This window comes from Pseudomonas sp. FSL R10-2964 (assembly GCF_009600035.1).
GTDB classification, from domain to species: Bacteria; Pseudomonadota; Gammaproteobacteria; order Pseudomonadales; family Pseudomonadaceae; genus Aquipseudomonas; species Aquipseudomonas bubulae.
Map to the genome: position 1 here is coordinate 1 of NZ_WIWH01000029.1, position 18,909 is coordinate 18,909.

Genomic DNA, 18,909 nt, shown 5'->3' on the forward strand with positions numbered 1-18,909 from the left:
CAACAAGTTTTGCGGCGATGGTCTCATTGGCCTGCGCTATGCGGTGCTTGCGACAATACTTTACGTACAGAGCCTAGAACAGGCGTATCAGAAACCGCTTTTATGAATATTAAAATTATCTTTTGAAGTTTTCCTTCTGTCTGCTCCAGTCAATGCGGCGGGCAAATTGGCTGATAGGTTATGGAGCCTTGCAATGTTTAAGTCCATCAGGGTAGGTGTTCTGGATACCCATGAGATAGCCCGTTATGGCTTGTGTTTGCATCTTTTCGAACAGCCTGATATCACGGTTGTTGGTTCCTATGGACGTTGCGATATCGCTATGCGTGGTGTTTCCGAGGATGAGTTTGACTTGCTGCTGATAGGGCACTTGTCAGAGGGGAATGATACGGTTGCGCTTATCAGGGCACTCAGCATAGAACAGTCGACACTGAGAATTCTGGTTTTGCTGGATCAGCCGCATCTGCCGACAGCTGTATTGCTCATGGCATCAGGGGCTCACGGCATTATTTGCAAGACACAACCACTGGATAGCTATGTAACAGCCATTCGCAGCCTGGCCAACGGAGAGTTTTATTTCTGCTCCAGGTTGATTTTGCAAGCGACCTTCGACATGCCGGTCGGTACCCATGCAGGTGATGGAAGTGCAACGCGGGTGTGCCTGTTGGATCGCGTAATGTTGACGTCACAAGAGCGAGAAGTGCTGCATTTGTGTGTGGCCGGATTGACCGACACACAAATAGCGGCGGGCTTCACAAGAAGTGTCAAAACGATCAACGCTCAGAAACGTGCAGCCTATAAAAAGCTGGGCTTGAGAAATGATCTTGATTTGTTCCGGCGTCTGCCCCTGCGTTTCTCTTGAACAGTTGTATTTCAAACGGGAAAGATGTTTTGAACACACTGCGTTTGCTGATGTTTGAGCGTCACGATTTACAGCGTGCTGTTGCAGTCAATACGTTGCTTGATATGGGGTGCATTGATGTCTTGCAAGCCTCTTGCGGGGAGGCCGCCCTGTCATTGCTGCACCTGCACGGAGGCGTTGATATCGTGTTATGTGATTTGCAGACCCTGGCAACCGATGGGTTGTGCTTTTTGAGTCAGGCACGTGAGGCAGGTTTGGTCAATGCGGTGATTATCTGCAGTTCGATACCCGATGAGCTGGTGTATACCGTGGAGCAAATCGTAAGGCTGCAGGGCTTGGAGTGGCTGGGCAATGCAGTCCGGCCACTCGTGGCAGAGGAGCTTGCCCTGTTGTTGCAAGCTTACTGTGCAAGCGGTCGAGCCAGTCAAACCGGTATTGGACAGCCCTGTGACTCGGGATCTGAACCTGATGATGAGGACATACTCGAAGGCATCGATCGGCAAGAGTTTTGTGCCTGGTTTCAGCCAAAATTCCATCTGGGCAGTGGATTGATCCAGGGTGCCGAGGTGTTGCTCAGATGGCAGCGGGCGCAGGGTGACATGTTGTCGCCGGAGGCATTTCTTCCCGCTGTCGTTCAGTTGGGGTTGCTCGATAAGGTCTTCTTCAGAGTATTTGAGCAAGGGCTGCGTTTGCAGCAGTTTATGCAGGCGGGTGGAAATGGGTTCAACCTTGCGTTCAATCTGGATACAACGCAACTGGAATGCCCGCGCTTCGTTGACCGGATCAGGCAGGTGCTGAATAAACACCATGCAGCACCGGCAAGCCTGACGTTTGAACTTACGGAAACCGGTCTTTTGCTAGCCCCCGGGAGGTGCATGGCGAGCATGTTTGGGCTGCGCATGTTGGGTTGCAACTTGTCGATGGATGACTTTGGTGTCGGCTACTCATCGCTTGAGCGGTTGTGCCAGTTGCCGTTTAACGAGGTGAAACTGGATGGCGGTTTTATCCGCGACTTTAAGCGCAATCGCTCAGTTGCAGTGATCAGGAGTGTCCTGCACTTTGCGCGGTCTTTGGATATGCAGGTGGTTGTCGAGGGGATAGAAACCGTAGCGCAATTACGCTGCCTGCAAGGCATGGGTTGCCAGTTGGGGCAGGGGTATTTGTATGCCCGACCAATGAGCGAGGCAGAGTTGATGACCTGGACCTTTTCAGGCGATCCGTCGATATGGCGCGCAGCTTTGCACCCTGCGGGGTGAAATATTTTTACGCCGAACCCTCTCAGCGGCTGATTTTGAGGCAATCCCTATATGCATTGTCTTGTGCATCGTTCAGACTTTTCCTATGTTTTTAATGATTAAAACGTGAGCGATCCGGAGACAAAGAATGCAGTTTTCTGTTGTCACACCCTTACGTGTTGCCGTGCTGGATGATCATTCTCTTATTCGACTGGCCTTGAACTCGCGGCTGAGCCGGGAGACTGACCTGGCGGTGGTCGGCGTGTACAGCGCAAGCGCCGAGTTGATTTCGGCCCTGCGGGTGCAGACGATTGATCTATTGGTACTGGACTATCAATTGCATGATGGCGAGCTGGATGGTCTGAACCTGATTCGCTTGCTGCGAAAGCAATATCCGCAACTGCTTATCCTCATTTCTTCTTCGGCGGAGAAGCCTGCAATAGTCAAGCTAGCCATTGGCGCAGGCGCGAATGGTTTCTTGGGGAAGTCTCAACCGGTTGACGATCTCATCCTGGCCATTCGCACCGTGGCATCGGGGCAGTTGTACCTGTCGTCGATGATGGCCCATGAACTCGACAAAAAGCCGATTCCTGGCCATGAGCGCCCCTGTGACACGGGCGAAGACCCGGCTGGCGATACCTTGCTCGTCGGTAACGTTGCGCTTTCACCCAAAGAGCGTGAGGTGCTGCGGTGTTGCCTGGAGGGCATGCAGGTTTCGCAGATTGTACTCAAATTCATGCGCAGCCCTAAAACCATCAGCGGGCAGAAGCAGGCGGCCTTCAGAAAGCTGGGTATACGCACCGATCTTGAATTGTTCAGGTTGCAACACAACCTCGATCAGCAGTGATTGCACCCTGGTTGATACACAACGGAGTTGTAACAGGGGTTGCGGTATCACTTGGCGCTGCCATTAAACGCGCGGTGTTAGCGATCGTTGTGATGCATTTTTTTCCATATGATTCGCTGCTTGCAGCCAACGACGAGGGGCTGCTGCGGCTGGAGGAGCGTGATTACTGCCCAGCGGCGCAAGTCTCTCTTGCCAATGATGACTGGCAGTGGCTCAGGCAAAAGCGTGCATTGGTGATTGGCGTCGCCCAACCCGATTACCCGCCTTTTGAGATGACCGCGGGTTCCCCGTTTTACGAGGGTATTACTGCAGACGTAGTGTGCTATTTGGGGCAAACACTTCATATCGATACAAAGCTTCGCCGCTTTGCTGATCGGGGCAGTGCGTTGGCCGCACTCGAACGTGGCGAAATTGATCTGTTGGGCAGCTCCAGCGCTCTTGAGGTACTTGGCAATAATGCGCTACTCAGTAAACCTTATGTGCAAGACCAGCCAGCCCTATTTGTCCGTTACGCAGATCAGCAACCGTTGCCGTCCAACCTGGCAGGAAAGCGCATAGCGGTAGCTGCGGACTATCTCCCCTACAGCCAGCTTGCAATACGGTATCCCGATGCCCGGTTTATTGCTTACGCATCACGTAACCTGGCTTTGGCTGCGCTCGCGTTCGGCGGTCTTGATGGTTACCTGGGAGACGGGTTGTCGAGCAACTATCTGATCAACTTGAATTATTTCAACGATGTGCGTCTTGAGCGTTTTGTCGATGTGCACAGTGGCGGCTTCGCGTTCGCCATTCAGCCTGGCAACACACGGTTGAAAACGGTGCTGGACAGTGCAATCAGCGCAATGGACGAAAAGAGTCTGCAGCAGATCGTGAAACGCTGGTCCGGGGGTGGGGCCATGCTATCGGCCCGGCAAATTGACCTGTCGATCAATGAGCAACGCTGGATAGAGCGTCACCCGGTTGTGCGTTTCGTGGTTAATGATGACTTGGCGCCTTTTGCTTTCTTTGATGCCGAGGGGCGTTTTAGTGGAATGAGTTCGGAACTGCTGGAGTTGATTAACAGGCGTACGGGGGTGCAATTTGTAGCGGTTCGCACTGACAGTTTTGCCAGCCTGCTCAGCTCTCTGTCGGATAACAGCGCGGATCTGACCTTGGCTGCGCACACGGCTGAGCGTGAGAGCAGCCTGCGGTTCAGCAAGCCCTTTATGTTCAGTTCGTTTGTGATTGTCACCCGTGACGTGGCCGACCCGCCTTCAAGTCTTCAGGGTTTGCGTGGCAAGCGGGTCGCTGTGCCGATGATGGCGGCCGAGCGCAACGTGCTGGGTACCTACAAGGATATCGAAGTCATTGACTCATCTACCATTCTCGAGTCCCTCGCGATGGTTGCCGATGGGCGGGCAGACGCGACCTTCGCCACACTGCACGGCGCCCGCTACTACCTTCAGCATCTGTACCCAGGCAAGTTGCGCATCAGCAATATCCTGCAAGGTGAGTATGGCGCCCTGGCCTTTGCGGCCCAGCGCGGTGAGACCGAATTGATCTCAATTATCGACAAGGCGCTTCGCAGTATTACCCGTGACGAAATTAATCTGGTACTTAATCGCTGGCGTCCCGTTGCAGTGTTTGAGGTCATGAAATGGAGAAACTATAAAGCCCTTATTTACCAGATGGCTGGAGTCGCCTTCCTTTTCGTTTTTTGCTCATTGGTCTGGAATATTTACATCCGCCGACAGATTCGCGAGCGCAAGCGTGCACAGTTGGCCCTCAGTGATCAGTTGGCCTTTATGGAGGCACTGATCAACGGCACTCCGCACCCGATCTACGTACGTGATCGTCAAGGCGTAATGGTGACTTGCAACACTCATTACCTGAAAACATTTTCTGTCGCCCGTGAGGAGGTTATCGGCAAAACCGCGCTGCAAAGCGCCAAGCACAACAGCGACGAGGCCATGCAGTTCCACGCCGGTTATATGCGGGTCATCCAGCAGGACGAGCCCTACGTGGTTGATCGCACGTTACACGTGGGTGACTCGAAACAGATCATTTACCATTGGATTCAGCCATTTCATGATACTGGCGGGCAAGTTCAGGGTGTTATTTGTGGCTGGATCGATATCAGTGAACGACGCGAACTTATTGAGCAATTACGTGCGGCCAAGCACCAGGCAGACAATTCAAACAGGGCCAAGACCACCTTCCTGACGACCATGAGTCATGAGATTCGCACCCCGATGAGTGCGTTCAGCGGTGTGCGAATTTCATGGCTCATGGTCGCCAGAAAAACCGACTTGCTGCGGTTGGCCTTTTCCGCAGCCTCTTTGGTGACCTCCAGTTCATCAAGAATAAGCTGGCGCTGATGCAGGTCTAGCTGCTTGCGTATGATCCGCCGCCGTTGCGCGACGATCAGCAATGCCGCCACGATGAGCAGCACGCACAGTGCGCCCAGGGTACTCCAGGTGGTGGAGGCTAAACCTTCCCAATGTTTGTCGTCAGTTGCCGCGTTGGCCCGCCAGCGACCGGTTATATGTATGACTTGCTCAGGGGTTATTTCAGCCAGTGCTTTGTCTAGAATCGACATTAGCAAAGGGGCTTTCGACGGTGTGGCGAAGGTGACCTGTGCATCATTATGGTTAATCACACCGTTTATTTTCAGGCTGTTCTCATACTTATAGGACAGGTAGTAGCGCGCCATATTAGCGGGTACCAGGGAGAAGTCCGCTTCGCCGCCGCGCACTCGATTAAGTGCATCGGCGGTCGTAGTCGCCTCTATCAAGCGAAGGTTTGGATAGTTGTGGAGCAACTCGGGCGGCACTTGGTTTTTGGCTACCGCCAGTGAGGCAGCAGTGTGTGCGTGCAGTGCGGTGAGTGAAGTGTCTTCTCGTCGGGTGACGATCAGGTAGGGGGCGGTCACGAAAGGCCGGCTATACAGATAATCCCCCTGTGTTGCACTGGTATGGAATAAAACGCTGAGGTCAGCTTCACCCTGGCTGAGCAAACCCAGTGCATCACTCAGGGAACTGACGCGAATGATCTCAAAGCGGATGCCGGTTTTACGTCGCACGATATCCAGAAGTTCTGAGGCAATACCGTTGAGTCTGCCCCTGTTGTCAAAAAAACTGTAAGGCGCCAAATCTTCACTGATGGCCAGCTTGACCACACTTGCCTTGTCGAGCCAGGCCACTTCGGGCTTGCTGAGGTGCAGGCGAAAGCTGCTCATGTCGCATCCCTCTGAGTCACCCCAGATGCGCATGGCAGCGGCCAGGTAACATCGCGAGAGGCCGCCCAGTGTTTGATTCAGCACAGAACCGAGCATGGTGTTGGAGGCGTTGAAGGCAAAGCCCACTGGGATTTCTGCCAGGCGGGTACTCTGATTGACGACCAGCTGATTGCTGAACAATTGGGCAGACAGATAGCGACTGGAGAAAGTATCACCCATAAAGGCCTGGGACTTTCCGCTCAAGACCGCTGACATGGCATCGCGAATTGAAGGGTAAAGGGTAGTGGTACCCTGACCGCCAGTCTGTTTGTACAACTCCTGGAACTGTTCGTCGGCGAAGGCAATTTGGGTGGCACTCGCTTGCATGTCGTAGTCGTGCAGATCTCCGGCTTCGGTGAACAATGCCAGCTCGGTAAACGCGTAGGGCGGGCTTGATTGCACCTGATAGTGTTTGGCCTCAGTCGAAGTTGCGACGGCCACCAGATCTATCTGACCTTCGCGCAAGGCTTGGTACAGCGCATCGGTTGAAGTGAAGCGGCGAATGACCAGCTTCAGCGCCAACTCACGCTGCAAGGCCGACAGATAGTCGGCGGCAATGCCTTCCAGCTCATCGCGCGCCGTAATGATTTTGTAGGGTGGATAATTGCCCTCTGACACGCCGACAATCAGCGTGTGCTTCTCCAGTACCCACGCTTTTGTCGCCGCATCCAGATGCACCTTCAGCCCCTCCAAGGGCTGTCGCGCATGGATTCCAAGGGGGTTGCCATCGGCCAATGAACTGCATGAAACCAGTAATAGCAGAAACATCCCGAAAACGTGTTGCAGTGGCAGTGATTTCAAGTTGTCACTCTTGGGCAGGATTGTTCAACTGAGCCAGGTTTTCTCTGGCGGCTGAATGTGCGGGCACAGACAGTTCTGATCGTTGCGCTTATCCGCAATTAATACACAATAAAACTGTACTCGGTAACAGAAAACCTCAGTGTTATGAGGGTTAAATTCGGTTTGAAGCGGGCATCTGTGCCAGAGATGAGTATGTGATATGCCGCTGAGGGTTAATGATCGTTAGCGCTGATTTGCCTGCGATGGGCACGTCACTGCCTGCCAAACGCAACCAGACCCAGCTCGCCGGACGCCGCTTTGGCTGTAGTCCCGGGGTAAATCGGTTCAGGCATGGCTGGACGTTTTTTTCAGGCAGTACCGCGGAACGTCGAAGAACTCGCCCGGCGTGTCGATTACTGCCACGGTGATTGATACCCGCAACGACAGGAAGCGCCTCTACAGATTGCTTTCATCCACATCCAGCGCCTGGCCGATAGCGTAGTAATGTCCTCCGGCGATGTAATGCAGGCTGCGCAAGGTCGGGGCGGCAGTTTCAAAGTGCCAGTGACCTTCGCTGAAAACGCGAGTGTCGGCCCAGGCCCCAACCACTTCCCCGATAAACAGGTCGTAAGTTTGTTGGTTGTGCGGTTCGGGGATCAACTTGCAGGCCAGCCAGGCTGAGCAACCTTCAACAAATGGCAGATCATGGCCAGGCATCTCGAACAGTTGCACCGCACAATGCTCGAGTTTGTCCGGGTCATCGACCAGGCTGACGCTGCCCACCAGGCTGGTCAGCCTGATTTGGGCTACGGTAGGTACCTGGATCACAAAGACCCCGCTGTTTTCCACCAAGGCGCGGGTTTTCACGTTTTTATCCAGTACCACGGTCAGCTTGGGCGGGTCGAAGTCCAGGGCGCATGCCCAGGCTGCTGCCATGACATTCTGCACCCCTGCATGGCGGGACGAGACTAGAATCGTCGGGCCGTGATTAAGCAGTCGGTAGGCTTTGTCCAGAGGGACGGCTGCAATATGTTCGTGCATTGTGGCTCCGCAATCGGGCAGTTTTAAAGTGCGGTCAAGGCCGCCGGCTTTGACTTATCGCCAGAAGGATACGACGCTGGATTCTTTATCTGAAGCGTCTTTGAACAGGAATAACCATGGCCAACCCTTACCGCGAACTTCTGGCAATACCTGGCGTCATGGGGTTGGTGGTGGCAAGTTCGATTGCCCGTTTGCCGCAGGCAATGATCGGCATCGGCATCATCACCATGCTGGTGCAGCAAACAGGGCTTTACTGGCTGGCCGGGGCGGTGGCCGGAACCTTTACCCTGGCCAATGCCCTGGTGGGGCCGCAGATATCAAAACGCGTCGACCGGTTGGGCCAGCGCCGGGTGCTGCCGGTGTTTACCGCATTCAGCATCGCCATGCTGCTGGCGTTGATCACCGCAGCACATCTGCGTGCCGACGCACCGTTGCTGTTTGTTCTGGCGGCACTGGCAGGCACCATGCCAAGCATGCCGGCCATGACCAGGGCGCGCTGGACCCAGCTTTTTCGCGGCAAGTCGCTGCTGCATACCGCGTTCTCCCTGGATACCGTGCTAACTGAAATGGCCTTTATCCTGGGGCCGCCCCTGGCGATTGGCCTGAGCACCGGGCTGTTTGCCGAAGCCGGGCCCCTGGCGGTGGCCGTATTGCTGGCGGTGGGCGTTACGGCGTTTGTGATGCAGCGCCAGACTGAGCCACAGATCATCAAATCGGCCAGCACTCATACAGGCTCGACCTGGCGTCTTGCGGGCCTGCCTACCATTGTCCTGGCCTTGCTGGGCATGGGCGTTATCGGCGGCTCCGTCGATGTGGCCGTGGTTGCCTTTGCCAACGCCCATGACTGGCCGGCATCTGCCAGTTTTATCCTTGCCGCCTATGCTCTGGGGTCATTGATTGCCGGTCTGGCCTTTGGCGCTTTCAGAATTGCCATGCCCATGGCACAGCAATTTTTTATCGGGATTCTGGTCACGGCCATCACTGCGGTATTGCCGATTTTTTCATCCGGTGTCTATGTCCTGGCCCTGTTGCTGTTTGTTTCCGGGGTGTCTTTCGCACCAACCATGGTGATTGTCATGAACCTGGGCACGCTTATATTGCCGCCGCAGCGGGTCACTGAGGGTCTGACCTGGATGTCCACTGGCATCAGCATCGGCGTGGCATTCGGCGGGGTGGTGGCAGGCCTGGTGATCGACGCCTGGGGCGCCCGCGCCGGTTTTGCCGTTCCTATTGTCGCCGGAGCGGTGATGGTGCTGATTGTATTGCTTGGCCTGCGCACGCTGAATGTTGCAGCACAGGCTCAGTCACAGCAGGATTTTGCCAGGTGAGTGGTAATTGCTCCTGCGCCTTGCAGGTGTCAAAGGCTGTCCGGATCCCCGAAAAACATCTGAATCCTTGATCGCAACCAGCGCTCCCCGGGATCGTTGTCCTGGGCGCCGCGCCAGGCCATATGCAACTCGAAGCTTTGCGTGTTCAGCGGCGGATCTTCGGCACGTACGCCCCCCGCTGCGGTAAGGGCCTCAGCCGTATAGTCGGGCACGGTGGCGATGATATCGGTCCCTGCCAGCAGGGTGCTCAGGCCATTGAACTGCGGTACGGCGAGCACCACATGACGTTTGCGGCCCATTTTTTCCAGTTCGGTATCGATAAACCCGCTCAGGTCACCGGCGAACGACACCAGTGCGTGGGGGCGTTCGCAGAAGTCGTCCAGGCTCAGGGGGCCGGGCATGGTGTCGGCACGTAACAGTTTGGGACGGCTACGGCGCAGTACTTTGCGCTTGGCGTTGGCAGGCAGGTCGCTGGTGTAGCTGACGCCCACCGAAATCTCGCCCGAGGCCAGCAGTGGCGGCATCAGTATGTAGTTGACGCGGCGGACAACCAGGACGATACCCGGTGCTTCTGCACGCAAGCGCTTGAGCAGCAGCGGCAGCAGGGCGAATTCGACATCGTCCGACAAGCCGATACGAAACACTGAGGTGCTGGTCGCCGGGTTGAACTCTGAAGCGCGGCTCACCGCCGTGGAAATCGAGTCAAGGGCAGGCGAGAGCAGGGCAAAGATCTCGATCGCCCGGGCAGTCGGCTCCATGCTGCGCCCGGTACGGACAAAAAGCGGATCGTCGAACAGATTGCGCAAGCGTGACAGCGCCGCACTGATGGCCGGCTGGCCCAGAAACAGCTTCTCGGCTGCACGGGTCACACTGCGTTCATGCATCAGGGTTTCAAAGACGATCAGCAGATTCAGATCGACGCGACGCAAGTCGTTACGGTTCATCGGGCAGGCTTCGCAGTCGGTTCAACAGGTAGTGAGGTAACGGATCTTACTGGCAAAACTGTTTTTTCGTCACTCGGTAGATTTTCTTTCTTGCTTGACTGTAGGAGGTTTAACTCCTGTTTATGGTGGTTTCCCCGGTTTTTCAGGGCTTCTGCTCGCTGTAAACCTGTCGGCGGATCAATGCCAGGCATGTCGACTATTAATGCTGTCTGTTAGTCTTGCGCACAAAGCCCGGATAAAGTCCCGTGGTATTAGCGATTAATTAGGCGAGGTTGGTAATGTCGCGCACGATCCGTTTTCACAAGTTTGGTCCGGCCGAGGTGCTCAAGTGCGAAGAGCACGAAGTCGCCGCGCCTGCTCCCGGCGAAGTGCAGGTCCGTGTTCAAGCCATTGGCATCAGCTGGTATGACGTGCTCTGGCGGCAGAACCTGGCCCCCAGCCACGCCCGTTTGCCTGCGGGTATCGGCCATGAAATGGCAGGTATCGTCACCGCCGTCGGTGCCGGGGTTGATGATCTGGCGATTGGTGACAAGGTCGCCAGCTTTCCGGGCCAGAGCGCCAATGACTACCCGACCTATGGCGAGCTGATTTTGATGCCACGCTCCACGCTGACCCGCTACCCGGACGTATTGTCTGCGGTAGAGGCCAGCGTACATTACACACCGCTGTTGATCGCCTATTTCGCATATGTCGATCTGGCCCAGGTCAAGCCCGGGCAGACCGTACTGATCACCGATGCCAGCCATTGCGCCGGTCCTTCGTTCGTGCAGTTGGGCAAGGCGATGGGCCTGAAGGTGATTGCTGCGACCAAGGACGCCAGTGAGCGCGAGTGCCTGCTGGCACTGGGTGCCGACAAGGTGATTGTCACCGAAGAGCAGGACTTGCTGATGCAGATCAACAAGATCACCGACAACAAGGGCGTGGATGTGGTGCTCGATGGTCTGGGTGGCCCGCAAATGTCAGTGCTGGGTGATGTCCTGGCGCCTCGTGGCAGCCTTGTTCTGTATGGTTTGCAAGGCGGTAACCAGACAGGGTTTCCGGGCTGTGCGTGCTTTCAGAAGAACATCAAGTTCTTCGTGCACTGCATCGGTAACTTCACTGGCAAGCCCGAGCTGGGTATCGCACAGGACGAAGAGGCGATGAAACGTGCCTTGCGTGATATCAACCAGCTAACTGCTGACCGGGTGCTCACACCGCTGGAGATCAAGGTGTTTCCTTTTGAGGACTTTGTAGAAGCCCATCGTTATATGGATGGTTGTCCGTGCCGGGGGCGAGTTGCTTTGCAAGTGTCAGCGACCTGAAGCCTGACAAGGCTGCGCAAAACTTCCCGTCTCATAAACGCGGCCCTGAACATAGTGTTCAGGGCCGCATTTTTTTGTGTCTGGCCCCAGCGGACTTTTGGATTGCTTTATCCAGAAAGAAAGTGCGACTGAAGAACATGTCATAAGAGTGCAGCATAATAAAGTATGTATTCTATTGAGTGGTTTTTGTAGGTTTGTTCCTGTGCGTATGTGCGTCTCGTCTCTTCCGGGTCCAAGAGTTGCAGTAAATCTGGGCGCGTCTAATTGGGCGTGCTGATAATAAGAAGCTCGATCCGGAGGATAATCCATGAACAACTTTCATGAACAGGCCATGGGCTTTGTGTATCAACAAGTTCTGCATCGGCTTCTGGGGTGTTTCAGTCGTCCCGAGCGCATTGCATTGCAGTTGTTGATTCAACGTTTATTAGTGGCGGCCGGTGGCGTGGAGCGCATAGGGAATTACCGGGTAATGGTGGTTCATGAGGGCGGCAAGGAGTGTGCCTATACATTGGCTTTTTTACGCGCCGCACAACTGAGTATTGCCGGGCGCTCGCCAGAGACGTTCAAGTTGCGCATTGCGATACTGCGCCAGCCACGCATGACCGCCAATGTGATGGAGCGAATTCAGACCCAGTGCAACGAGTTGTTTATCTATGAAGATATGCGTGTCGAGTTATTGATTGTCGATGAGCAGAGTACAACCAGGCTGCATAAACAGACGGTTTTCGAGAGCCTGCCTTCGGTGATGAATCGTACTCAGGTGCTGATGTCAGGACACCTGACCCAAGGCGACGCCAGAGCGACATTCTTTTATTCCGACCTGCTGGCCCGGGCCAAGCTGTACCGTCAGGCATGCAGATGGGGCGCCAGGGTGGACGCCCTGATTGACCGGCGCCCGCCCAGCCATCTGGGGCAATACGTGACGTGGATCCAGCAGGTTGCAGAGCAGCACGGGCATGCACCGCCGGGTGATGACCATGAAAGTTTTGAAAACGCAGTCAAGTTGTGCAGCAAGCTGGATGATGACTATAAAGAGTTCTTGAAATTGCCTCCCGCGTATCGGGGTGAGTTTTCTGCAATCAGTGGCGGCAGCAATGATATTGACGTGATCAATATTTTTGATTGTTTATGCCACGAAGCGGACGTGTTGAGTTCTCAGGTACTGATGTTTGTGGAGGGACCATGGAATATAAAAATGCTGGACATTGAGGAGCCGCAAGCGGCGGTCGTGTTAGTGGCTGCCCACCTCCAGGGTTTGCGTGGCACTTACCAGTACGGGGTGGAATACAGTGTCGGTGCGGATGCTTACTTGCGCCGTGCATCGCTGGAAAATCAGTGCAATGAACGGTTTAAAGGTCAATTGATAAAGAGGCTCGGCGCTTCGTTCAATACACCGAAACGAATTAGAAAGTTGCACGGTGTCGCCACTCAGTACCTGGGTGAACTGCACGGTGTCAATAATGAACAGTTGGGCTGCTTTATATGTTCGCCTTTTGTTAATAAAGCCGATGACCTGGAGTCCTTTCTACAAAACTGCTACCCCGAAAAATTGCAATACATCCACGAGTTTCGACGGGTACTGATGGACCCGGACAGCTCTTCGCAGGTCGATATCGCCTGGCTGGAGTCTGTAAGCGGACTGCCCCTTGCATCGTTGCAAGCGCTTTATCACATGGAAAAAACAGACGTGAGAACAAGCAACACCCTGATTGCCACATTGTGCGCTCACGACCCAAGCAAAAAACCCTGGCACCCAGTACTTGCGGGCTAAGGCAGGTGGTTTGGGGGCGGGTGAGTACCACCCCGGCCTGCTGGCGGGGACCCGGCGAACGCACCGCTCATCCAATAGCATTTGCCAGAGCCCCGGGCAAACTGATATCTGTACGCATATCCAGTATTCATGCTCAGTGGTTAGTTCTGCCTGTGATTTCCAATCCCCTCGAAGACCCGTTTTACTACCTGAAAAACTTCCGGCATGTGCTTGACTGGATCGCTGCCCGTTATGAAGACGTGCTGACTGTCGACGAGCAACGGTTTATCGCAGGTTTTGCCCAATTACCCGGCTCCTCGCAAGCGCTGTGGGTGCGCATGATCATGCGCAAGGGCGATCACTTCCGGGCCGGCAGGCTCAATTACCCGGAAATCGGTGATACCGCGCTGGCGGCGGCCCCCTTGCTGGCCCTTGGCTGGCTGGATAATCAGGCGCCCTTGGCCTTGGCCGACGTGTTTGACGTACTGCAAAAAGCGGAAATCCTGGCCTGTTTCAGTGCCCGTATCACGCAACCCAAGGGTAAAAAAACGGACTGGTTCGAGCAACTGGCTGCCGACTTTACCCAGCGCCAACCCCTTTCCCAATGGCATCCCGGCCTTACCGAGCCGCTTTACACCCTCAACCACCGAGCGCTGTGTGACCGCCTGCGGCTGATGTTTTTTGGCAACCTGGGGCAGAGCTGGTCCGATCTGGTACTGGCCGACCTCGGCCTGTTTACCTATGAGAAGGTCGATTTCAGCCACGAGTCCCGTGCTCTGGGGTGCCGGGCCGATATAGAGGGCTATTTGCAGCTCCATGCCTGTCGCGAGCAATTTGAGCTCAGTGGCGATGCCGCTGCCGTGCTGCAACAGGTGCTCGACTACCAGGCAGGCAACCGCTGGCTGCAACGGCGCCGCGGGCGCTTGTTGTTTCAGCTGGGTCAGCATCTGGAGCGGGCAGGGGATCTGACGCGGGCACTGGAGGTCTATCAGCACAGCCTGCACCCCGAGGCACGCCAGCGCAGCATTCGCGTGCTCGAACGTCAGGCGCACTATGCACCGGCATTGCAGCTGGCCGAAGACGCGCAACAGGCCCCACTGACTGATGCCGAGCTTCAGCATCTGCGACGAATCATCCCGCGCTTGCGCCGCAAGCTGGGCTTGGCGCCATTGCCCGTGGCCCAGGCAATGGCACCCGACCGGCTCGACCTGAGCCTGCCACGGGACGAAGCGGCCAGTGTCGAGCTAATGGCTGCCGCGCACTTGCACAGCGCTGCAGCGCCTGTGCATTACGTGGAAAACACCCTGGTTAACGGGCTCTTCGGTCTGCTGTGTTGGCCGGCGATTTTCGCACCCTTGCCGGGCGCCTTTTTTCACCCGTATCAGAGTGGTCCGGCAGACATGCTGGAAGATGATTTCTATCAGCAGCGTGCCGACAGGTTCGAGGCTTGCCTGGCGCAGCTCGATGATGGCCGTTACCTGACCACTATCCGCGACACCTATGCTGCCAAATTTGGCGTGCAGTCTAACTTCGTGGCCTGGAATCACCTGAATCAGAACCTGCTGGAAGAGGCATTACGGTGTTTGCCCCCTGCGCACTTGAAACTTTGGTTTCGGCGTCTGTTGCTGGATATCAGGGCCAATCGCAGCGGTATGCCCGACCTGATCCAGTTTTTTTCGGCGCAACACACCTATCGCATGATTGAGGTCAAAGGCCCGGGTGACCGTCTGCAGGACAACCAACTGCGCTGGCTGGCCTTTTGTGAAGAGCACGGGATGCCGGTGACCGTGTGTTATGTGCAATGGCAGGAGCTGCAAGGGTGAATTATCGCGTTGCAGTGCGTGCCTTGTGTGAATTCACCGCCAAGACTGGCGATCTGGACTTGCGATTTACCCCTTCGCCCACGGCGCAACAGGGCATAGCCGGGCATCGCACGGTTGCCTCGCGGCGCAGCCCGGAGTATCAGGCGGAGCTGAGCCTGGAAGGACAGTTCGGCGCCTTGAGCGTTCGCGGTCGTGCAGACGGTTATGACCCCGCGGCCAATGTCCTGGAAGAAGTGAAAACCTTTCGCGGCGAATTCACTGCAATACCGGCCAACCACCGTCAACTGCATTGGGCTCAGGCCCGGGTCTATGGCTGGTTATTGTGCCAGAGCCTGCAGTTGCCACAGGTTGACCTGGCGCTGGTGTATTTTGACATTATCAGTGAAAAGGAAACCCGCCTGCAGGAAACCTGGTCAGCATCGGACCTGCAGCAATTTTTCGAGCTGCAATGCGGGCTGTTCCTGGCCTGGGCCGAGCAGGAAATGGCCCATCGTGCAGCCAGGAATGCTGCCGCCCGTGCCCTGGCCTTTCCCCATGAGCAGTTTCGAACCGGGCAGCGGGCTTTGGCAGAAGCGGTATACAAGACCGTCAGCACCGGGCGCTGCCTGATGGCCCAGGCACCTACCGGGATCGGCAAAACCATCGGTACCCTGTTTCCGTTGCTCAAGGCCATGCCCGGCCAGCAGCTCGACAAGCTGCTGTTTCTGACGGCCAAGACGCCGGGGCGCAAACTCGCCCTCGATGCGATTCAGGTGCTTTTTCCCAAGGGGCAGGACGCTCCGTTACGGGTGCTGGAGCTGGTGGCGCGAGACAAGGCCTGTGAATACCCGCAAAACGCCTGCAATGGTGACTCTTGCCCTCTGGCCAGAGGCTTCTACGATCGTTTACCCGCTGCGCGAAGGGCTGCGATTGGCCAAACCCCCCTCGATCAGAAGAGCCTGCGCAATGTCGCGTTGGAGCACGAGGTCTGTCCTTATTACCTGAGTCAGGAGATGGCGCGCTGGGCTGATCTGGTGATTGCCGATTACAACTATTACTTCGACTTCAGTGCCTTGCTTTATGGTCTGGCCCAGGCCAACCAGTGGCGGGTCGGGACCCTGGTGGATGAAGCCCATAACCTGGTCGAGCGGGCGCGCGGGATGTACAGCGCAAGCCTCGATCAGCAGACCCTCAACAGCGTACGGCACACGGCTCCGGCACCGCTGGACAAACCCTTCATACGCCTTGACCGCGAATGGAGTGCCCTGCACAAGGCGCAGGCGGGCCCCTATCAGGCATACCCGCAACTGCCAGCCAAATGGCTGAATGCCTTGTCTTCCTGCATCACCGCCATAGGCGATTACCTCAACGATCACCCCCATGGGCTGGCGGGAAACCTGCAGGCGTTCTACTTCGAAGCCTTGCAGTTCAATCGGGTGGCGGAGTTGTTCGATGACAATTTCCTGTTCGACGTTAGCCTGGTTGAAGGCGGCAAGCGCCGCCTCTCGCAACTCAATCTGCGCAACATTGTGCCTGCCGGTTTTATCGGCCCGCGTCTGGCGAGTGCTCACAGCAATGTGCTGTTTTCTGCCACCCTCAGCCCGCAAACCTATTACGCCAATCTGTTGGGCTTGCCGGAGGATGCGCTATGGATGGATGTCGAATCGCCATTTGGCGCCGAGCAACTGGACGTGCAGGTGGTGAGCCGCATATCCACCCGTTTTGTCCATCGTCAGGCTTCGCTGGAGCCGATTGTGGAGCTGATTGCCAGGCAGTTCGGCCAGCGTCCGGGCAACTATCTGGCGTTTTTCAGCAGTTTTGATTATATGCAACAGGTTGCCGAACTACTGGCCGAGCGCCATCCGTCGATATCACGATGGCTGCAGGCACGACGAATGGACGAAGCAGCACGTCAGGACTTTCTCGACCAGTTCACCCTGACCAGTCAGGGCGTTGGTTTTGCCGTGCTGGGCGGGGCATTCGGTGAAGGCATTGATTTGCCTGGCGCGCGGCTGATTGGTGCTTTTGTCGCCACCCTCGGTCTGGCCCAGTTGAATCCGGTCAATGAACAGATCAAACAGCGCATGGCGGCACGGTTTGGCGCCGGTTATGACTACACCTACCTTTATCCGGGTGTGCAGAAAGTGGTGCAGGCCGCCGGCCGGGTAATTCGCACCCAGAACGATCAGGGGACGCTGTTTCTGATTGATGACCGTTTTGCCGAGCCGAAGGTGCAGCAACTGCTGCCGCGCTGGTGGCGACTGCAGTGAACGAAATCTCGAGTACCCCAAACCCTGTCTTCGAGGGTGCCGTCAGAGGGCAGGGGGCTGTTCAGTCGCGGTAAAAGACTTGCACCAAGTGATAGCCGAACTTGCTCTTGACCGGGCCATGCACCACCCGCAGCGGTTTTTTGAAGATGATCTGGTCAATGATGCCAACCATCTGCCCGGGCCTCACTTCGCCCAGATCGCCGCCGCGTTTGCCTGACGGGCAGGTGGAGAATTTTTTCGCCAGCACATCGAAGGCTTCGCCTTTGGCGATGCGTTGTTTGAGCGATTCGGCCTCTTCGGCTGTTTTCACCAAAATATGGCGGGCTTGAGCTTTCATGTGATCTGTACCTTGGAACAGTGGGGCATAGTGCGCGGGCGCGGATTATGCCTGAGTTTTCGCCTCCGGGTGATGATGGCGCGGCAGGTACAAGCACACACGGGTGCCGCATCCGCTCAGGCTGTTGATGCTGACATGCCCGCCGGACTGCTGGGCAAAGCCGTAAATCATCGATAGCCCAAGCCCGGTTCCCTGGCCCACGGGCTTGGTGGTGAAAAACGGGTCAAAGGCCCTGGCGAGGACCCGCGGGCTCATACCGGTGCCGTTGTCACTGACCTCGAGCATGACGTAATCCCCGGAGCTGACTGATTCCAGAGTGCCGAGATCGCTGGCATTGAGGTAATGATTGGCGGTTTTGACCACCAGGGTGCCACCGTCGGGCATCGCATCCCGGGCATTGATCATCAGATTGAGCAGGGCACTTTCGAGCTGGCCGCTGTCAGTATTGACCGGCCAGATGTTTTGCCCCAGTTCCAGGATCAGGTCGATATTCGCGCCTTTGCTGCTGCTGAACAATTCCTGCAGTGATTTCACCAGCTGATTGGGGTCCAGCGGCTTGCGATCCAGCGACTGGCGACGGGAGAACGTCAGCAAGCGGTTGGTCAGCGCGGCGGCGCGCTGCGCTGAGTTGACGGCGGCATCGGCAAAACGCTCGACCTCGTCAATACGGCCTGCCGCGATGTAGCGTTTCATCAGGTCCAGGCTGGCGATAATGCCAGTGAGCATATTGTTGAAATCATGGGCGATGCCGCCCGTCAATTGCCCTACCGCCTCCATTTTTTGCCCGTGGCGCAGGGCTTCCTCAGCACGGGCCCGCTCCTGTATCTCGAGCTGCAATTGCATATTGGCCTCGGCCAATGCCCGGGTACGCTCGGCCACACGCTCCTCAAGGGTTTCGTTAAGCTCAAGCAAAGCTTGTTCGGTGGCGCTGGCCTGCAAGCGTTGGTGGCGCCTTGAACTCTTGATTGGCATGGTAGGTCCTGAATTTGAATCTGTAAGTCGGTCTGTTTAAGGCCGCATACCGGTACAAGGCTGTCAGCCTTGCTGCAAAGCCCGGTCTTGACCGTGCGACTAAGGTCGAATGAGGCTCCAGCTTAGCCTTTCGTACAATTGCGCCCCTTTTTTTGATTGAGGACGCTCACTTTGTATCCGAGCGTGT

At 56.1% G+C, this 18,909-nt stretch carries 11 protein-coding genes and 4 pseudogenes; 9 read left to right on the plus strand and 6 right to left on the minus strand.

Annotation, left to right across the window (positions count from 1 at the left end; translation table 11 throughout):
• The first annotated feature begins 193 nt into the window (after positions 1 to 193).
• The 4 genes and pseudogenes from GHN92_RS16510 to GHN92_RS16525 all read left to right on the plus strand — a co-directional run.
• The gene (locus GHN92_RS16510) at positions 194 to 859 is read left to right on the plus strand and encodes a response regulator transcription factor (RefSeq protein WP_095024706.1); all 666 of its coding nucleotides are present in this window, start codon (positions 194 to 196) and stop codon (positions 857 to 859) included.
• Positions 860 to 888: 29 nt separating this feature from the next.
• Positions 889 to 2,115, plus strand: coding sequence for an EAL domain-containing protein (locus GHN92_RS16515; RefSeq protein ID WP_240043213.1), 1,227 nt, complete (start codon positions 889 to 891; stop codon positions 2,113 to 2,115).
• A gap of 127 nt (positions 2,116 to 2,242) precedes the next feature.
• Positions 2,243 to 2,941: a response regulator transcription factor gene (locus GHN92_RS16520; RefSeq protein WP_153380606.1), complete on the plus strand. Its 699-nt coding sequence runs from the start codon at positions 2,243 to 2,245 to the stop codon at positions 2,939 to 2,941.
• A 272-nt stretch (positions 2,942 to 3,213) separates the two neighbouring features.
• Positions 3,214 to 5,025, plus strand: a pseudogene (locus tag GHN92_RS16525) (transporter substrate-binding domain-containing protein); the annotation flags it as partial.
• A 140-nt stretch (positions 5,026 to 5,165) separates the two neighbouring features.
• On the opposite strand, the pseudogene GHN92_RS24455 reads toward GHN92_RS16525, so the two are convergent.
• The 3 genes and pseudogenes from GHN92_RS24455 to GHN92_RS16535 form a co-directional block, all read right to left on the minus strand.
• Positions 5,166 to 5,252, minus strand: a pseudogene (locus GHN92_RS24455) (histidine kinase dimerization/phospho-acceptor domain-containing protein); the annotation flags it as partial.
• A gap of 237 nt (positions 5,253 to 5,489) precedes the next feature.
• Positions 5,490 to 6,965, minus strand: a pseudogene (locus tag GHN92_RS16530) (transporter substrate-binding domain-containing protein); the annotation flags it as partial.
• 468 nt (positions 6,966 to 7,433) lie between these two features.
• Complete coding sequence (locus GHN92_RS16535; protein WP_133144572.1) at positions 7,434 to 8,018, minus strand: flavin reductase family protein; 585 nt, start codon at positions 8,016 to 8,018, stop codon at positions 7,434 to 7,436.
• Between the two features lie 116 nt (positions 8,019 to 8,134).
• Between GHN92_RS16535 and GHN92_RS16540 the strand changes: the two genes are divergently transcribed.
• Positions 8,135 to 9,346 carry an MFS transporter gene (locus GHN92_RS16540; protein WP_133144573.1) on the plus strand — a complete coding sequence of 404 codons (1,212 nt, stop codon included), beginning with the start codon at positions 8,135 to 8,137 and terminating at the stop codon, positions 9,344 to 9,346.
• Positions 9,347 to 9,375: 29 nt separating this feature from the next.
• On the opposite strand, the gene GHN92_RS16545 is transcribed toward GHN92_RS16540, so the two are convergent.
• Entirely contained in the window at positions 9,376 to 10,290 is a 915-nt protein-coding gene (locus tag GHN92_RS16545; RefSeq protein WP_133144574.1) for a LysR family transcriptional regulator, read from the minus strand.
• A gap of 278 nt (positions 10,291 to 10,568) precedes the next feature.
• Here GHN92_RS16545 and GHN92_RS16550 point away from each other — a divergent pair, with 278 nt between their 5' ends.
• The 4 genes from GHN92_RS16550 to GHN92_RS16565 all read left to right on the plus strand — a co-directional run bounded on the left by GHN92_RS16550 (position 10,569) and on the right by GHN92_RS16565 (position 17,413).
• Entirely contained in the window at positions 10,569 to 11,591 is a 1,023-nt protein-coding gene (locus GHN92_RS16550; protein WP_095017976.1) for a zinc-dependent alcohol dehydrogenase family protein, read from the plus strand.
• A 307-nt stretch (positions 11,592 to 11,898) separates the two neighbouring features.
• Positions 11,899 to 13,362, plus strand: a complete 1,464-nt coding sequence (locus GHN92_RS16555; RefSeq protein WP_095019975.1) for a hypothetical protein — start codon at positions 11,899 to 11,901, stop codon at positions 13,360 to 13,362.
• Positions 13,363 to 13,514: 152 nt separating this feature from the next.
• Complete coding sequence (locus GHN92_RS16560) at positions 13,515 to 15,164, plus strand: VRR-NUC domain-containing protein (protein WP_133144575.1); 1,650 nt, start codon at positions 13,515 to 13,517, stop codon at positions 15,162 to 15,164.
• Positions 15,161 to 17,413 carry an ATP-dependent DNA helicase gene (locus tag GHN92_RS16565; protein WP_133144576.1) on the plus strand — a complete coding sequence of 751 codons (2,253 nt, stop codon included), beginning with the start codon at positions 15,161 to 15,163 and terminating at the stop codon, positions 17,411 to 17,413. Before GHN92_RS16560 ends, GHN92_RS16565 begins: the two co-directional genes overlap by 4 nt.
• Positions 17,414 to 17,474: 61 nt before the next feature.
• Here GHN92_RS16565 and GHN92_RS16570 read toward each other — a convergent pair whose 3' ends face one another.
• Positions 17,475 to 17,750 (minus strand): peptidylprolyl isomerase, encoded by a 276-nt coding sequence (locus GHN92_RS16570; RefSeq protein ID WP_083369510.1) that lies wholly within the window; start codon positions 17,748 to 17,750, stop codon positions 17,475 to 17,477.
• A gap of 72 nt (positions 17,751 to 17,822) precedes the next feature.
• Positions 17,823 to 18,674 (minus strand): annotated as a pseudogene (locus tag GHN92_RS16575) (sensor histidine kinase); the annotation flags it as partial.
• Positions 18,675 to 18,909: the final 235 nt, after the last annotated feature.

Coding starts and splice junctions, on each gene's coding strand:
- GHN92_RS16535 (WP_133144572.1), bottom strand. CDS start 8,018: ATGCACGAACATATTGCAGCCGTCCCTCTGGACAAAGCCTACCGACTG.
- GHN92_RS16545 (WP_133144574.1), bottom strand. CDS start 10,290: ATGAACCGTAACGACTTGCGTCGCGTCGATCTGAATCTGCTGATCGTC.
- GHN92_RS16510 (WP_095024706.1), top strand. CDS start 194: ATGTTTAAGTCCATCAGGGTAGGTGTTCTGGATACCCATGAGATAGCC.
- GHN92_RS16540 (WP_133144573.1), top strand. CDS start 8,135: ATGGCCAACCCTTACCGCGAACTTCTGGCAATACCTGGCGTCATGGGG.
- GHN92_RS16555 (WP_095019975.1), top strand. CDS start 11,899: ATGAACAACTTTCATGAACAGGCCATGGGCTTTGTGTATCAACAAGTT.
- GHN92_RS16520 (WP_153380606.1), top strand. CDS start 2,243: ATGCAGTTTTCTGTTGTCACACCCTTACGTGTTGCCGTGCTGGATGAT.
- GHN92_RS16550 (WP_095017976.1), top strand. CDS start 10,569: ATGTCGCGCACGATCCGTTTTCACAAGTTTGGTCCGGCCGAGGTGCTC.
- GHN92_RS16570 (WP_083369510.1), bottom strand. CDS start 17,750: ATGAAAGCTCAAGCCCGCCATATTTTGGTGAAAACAGCCGAAGAGGCC.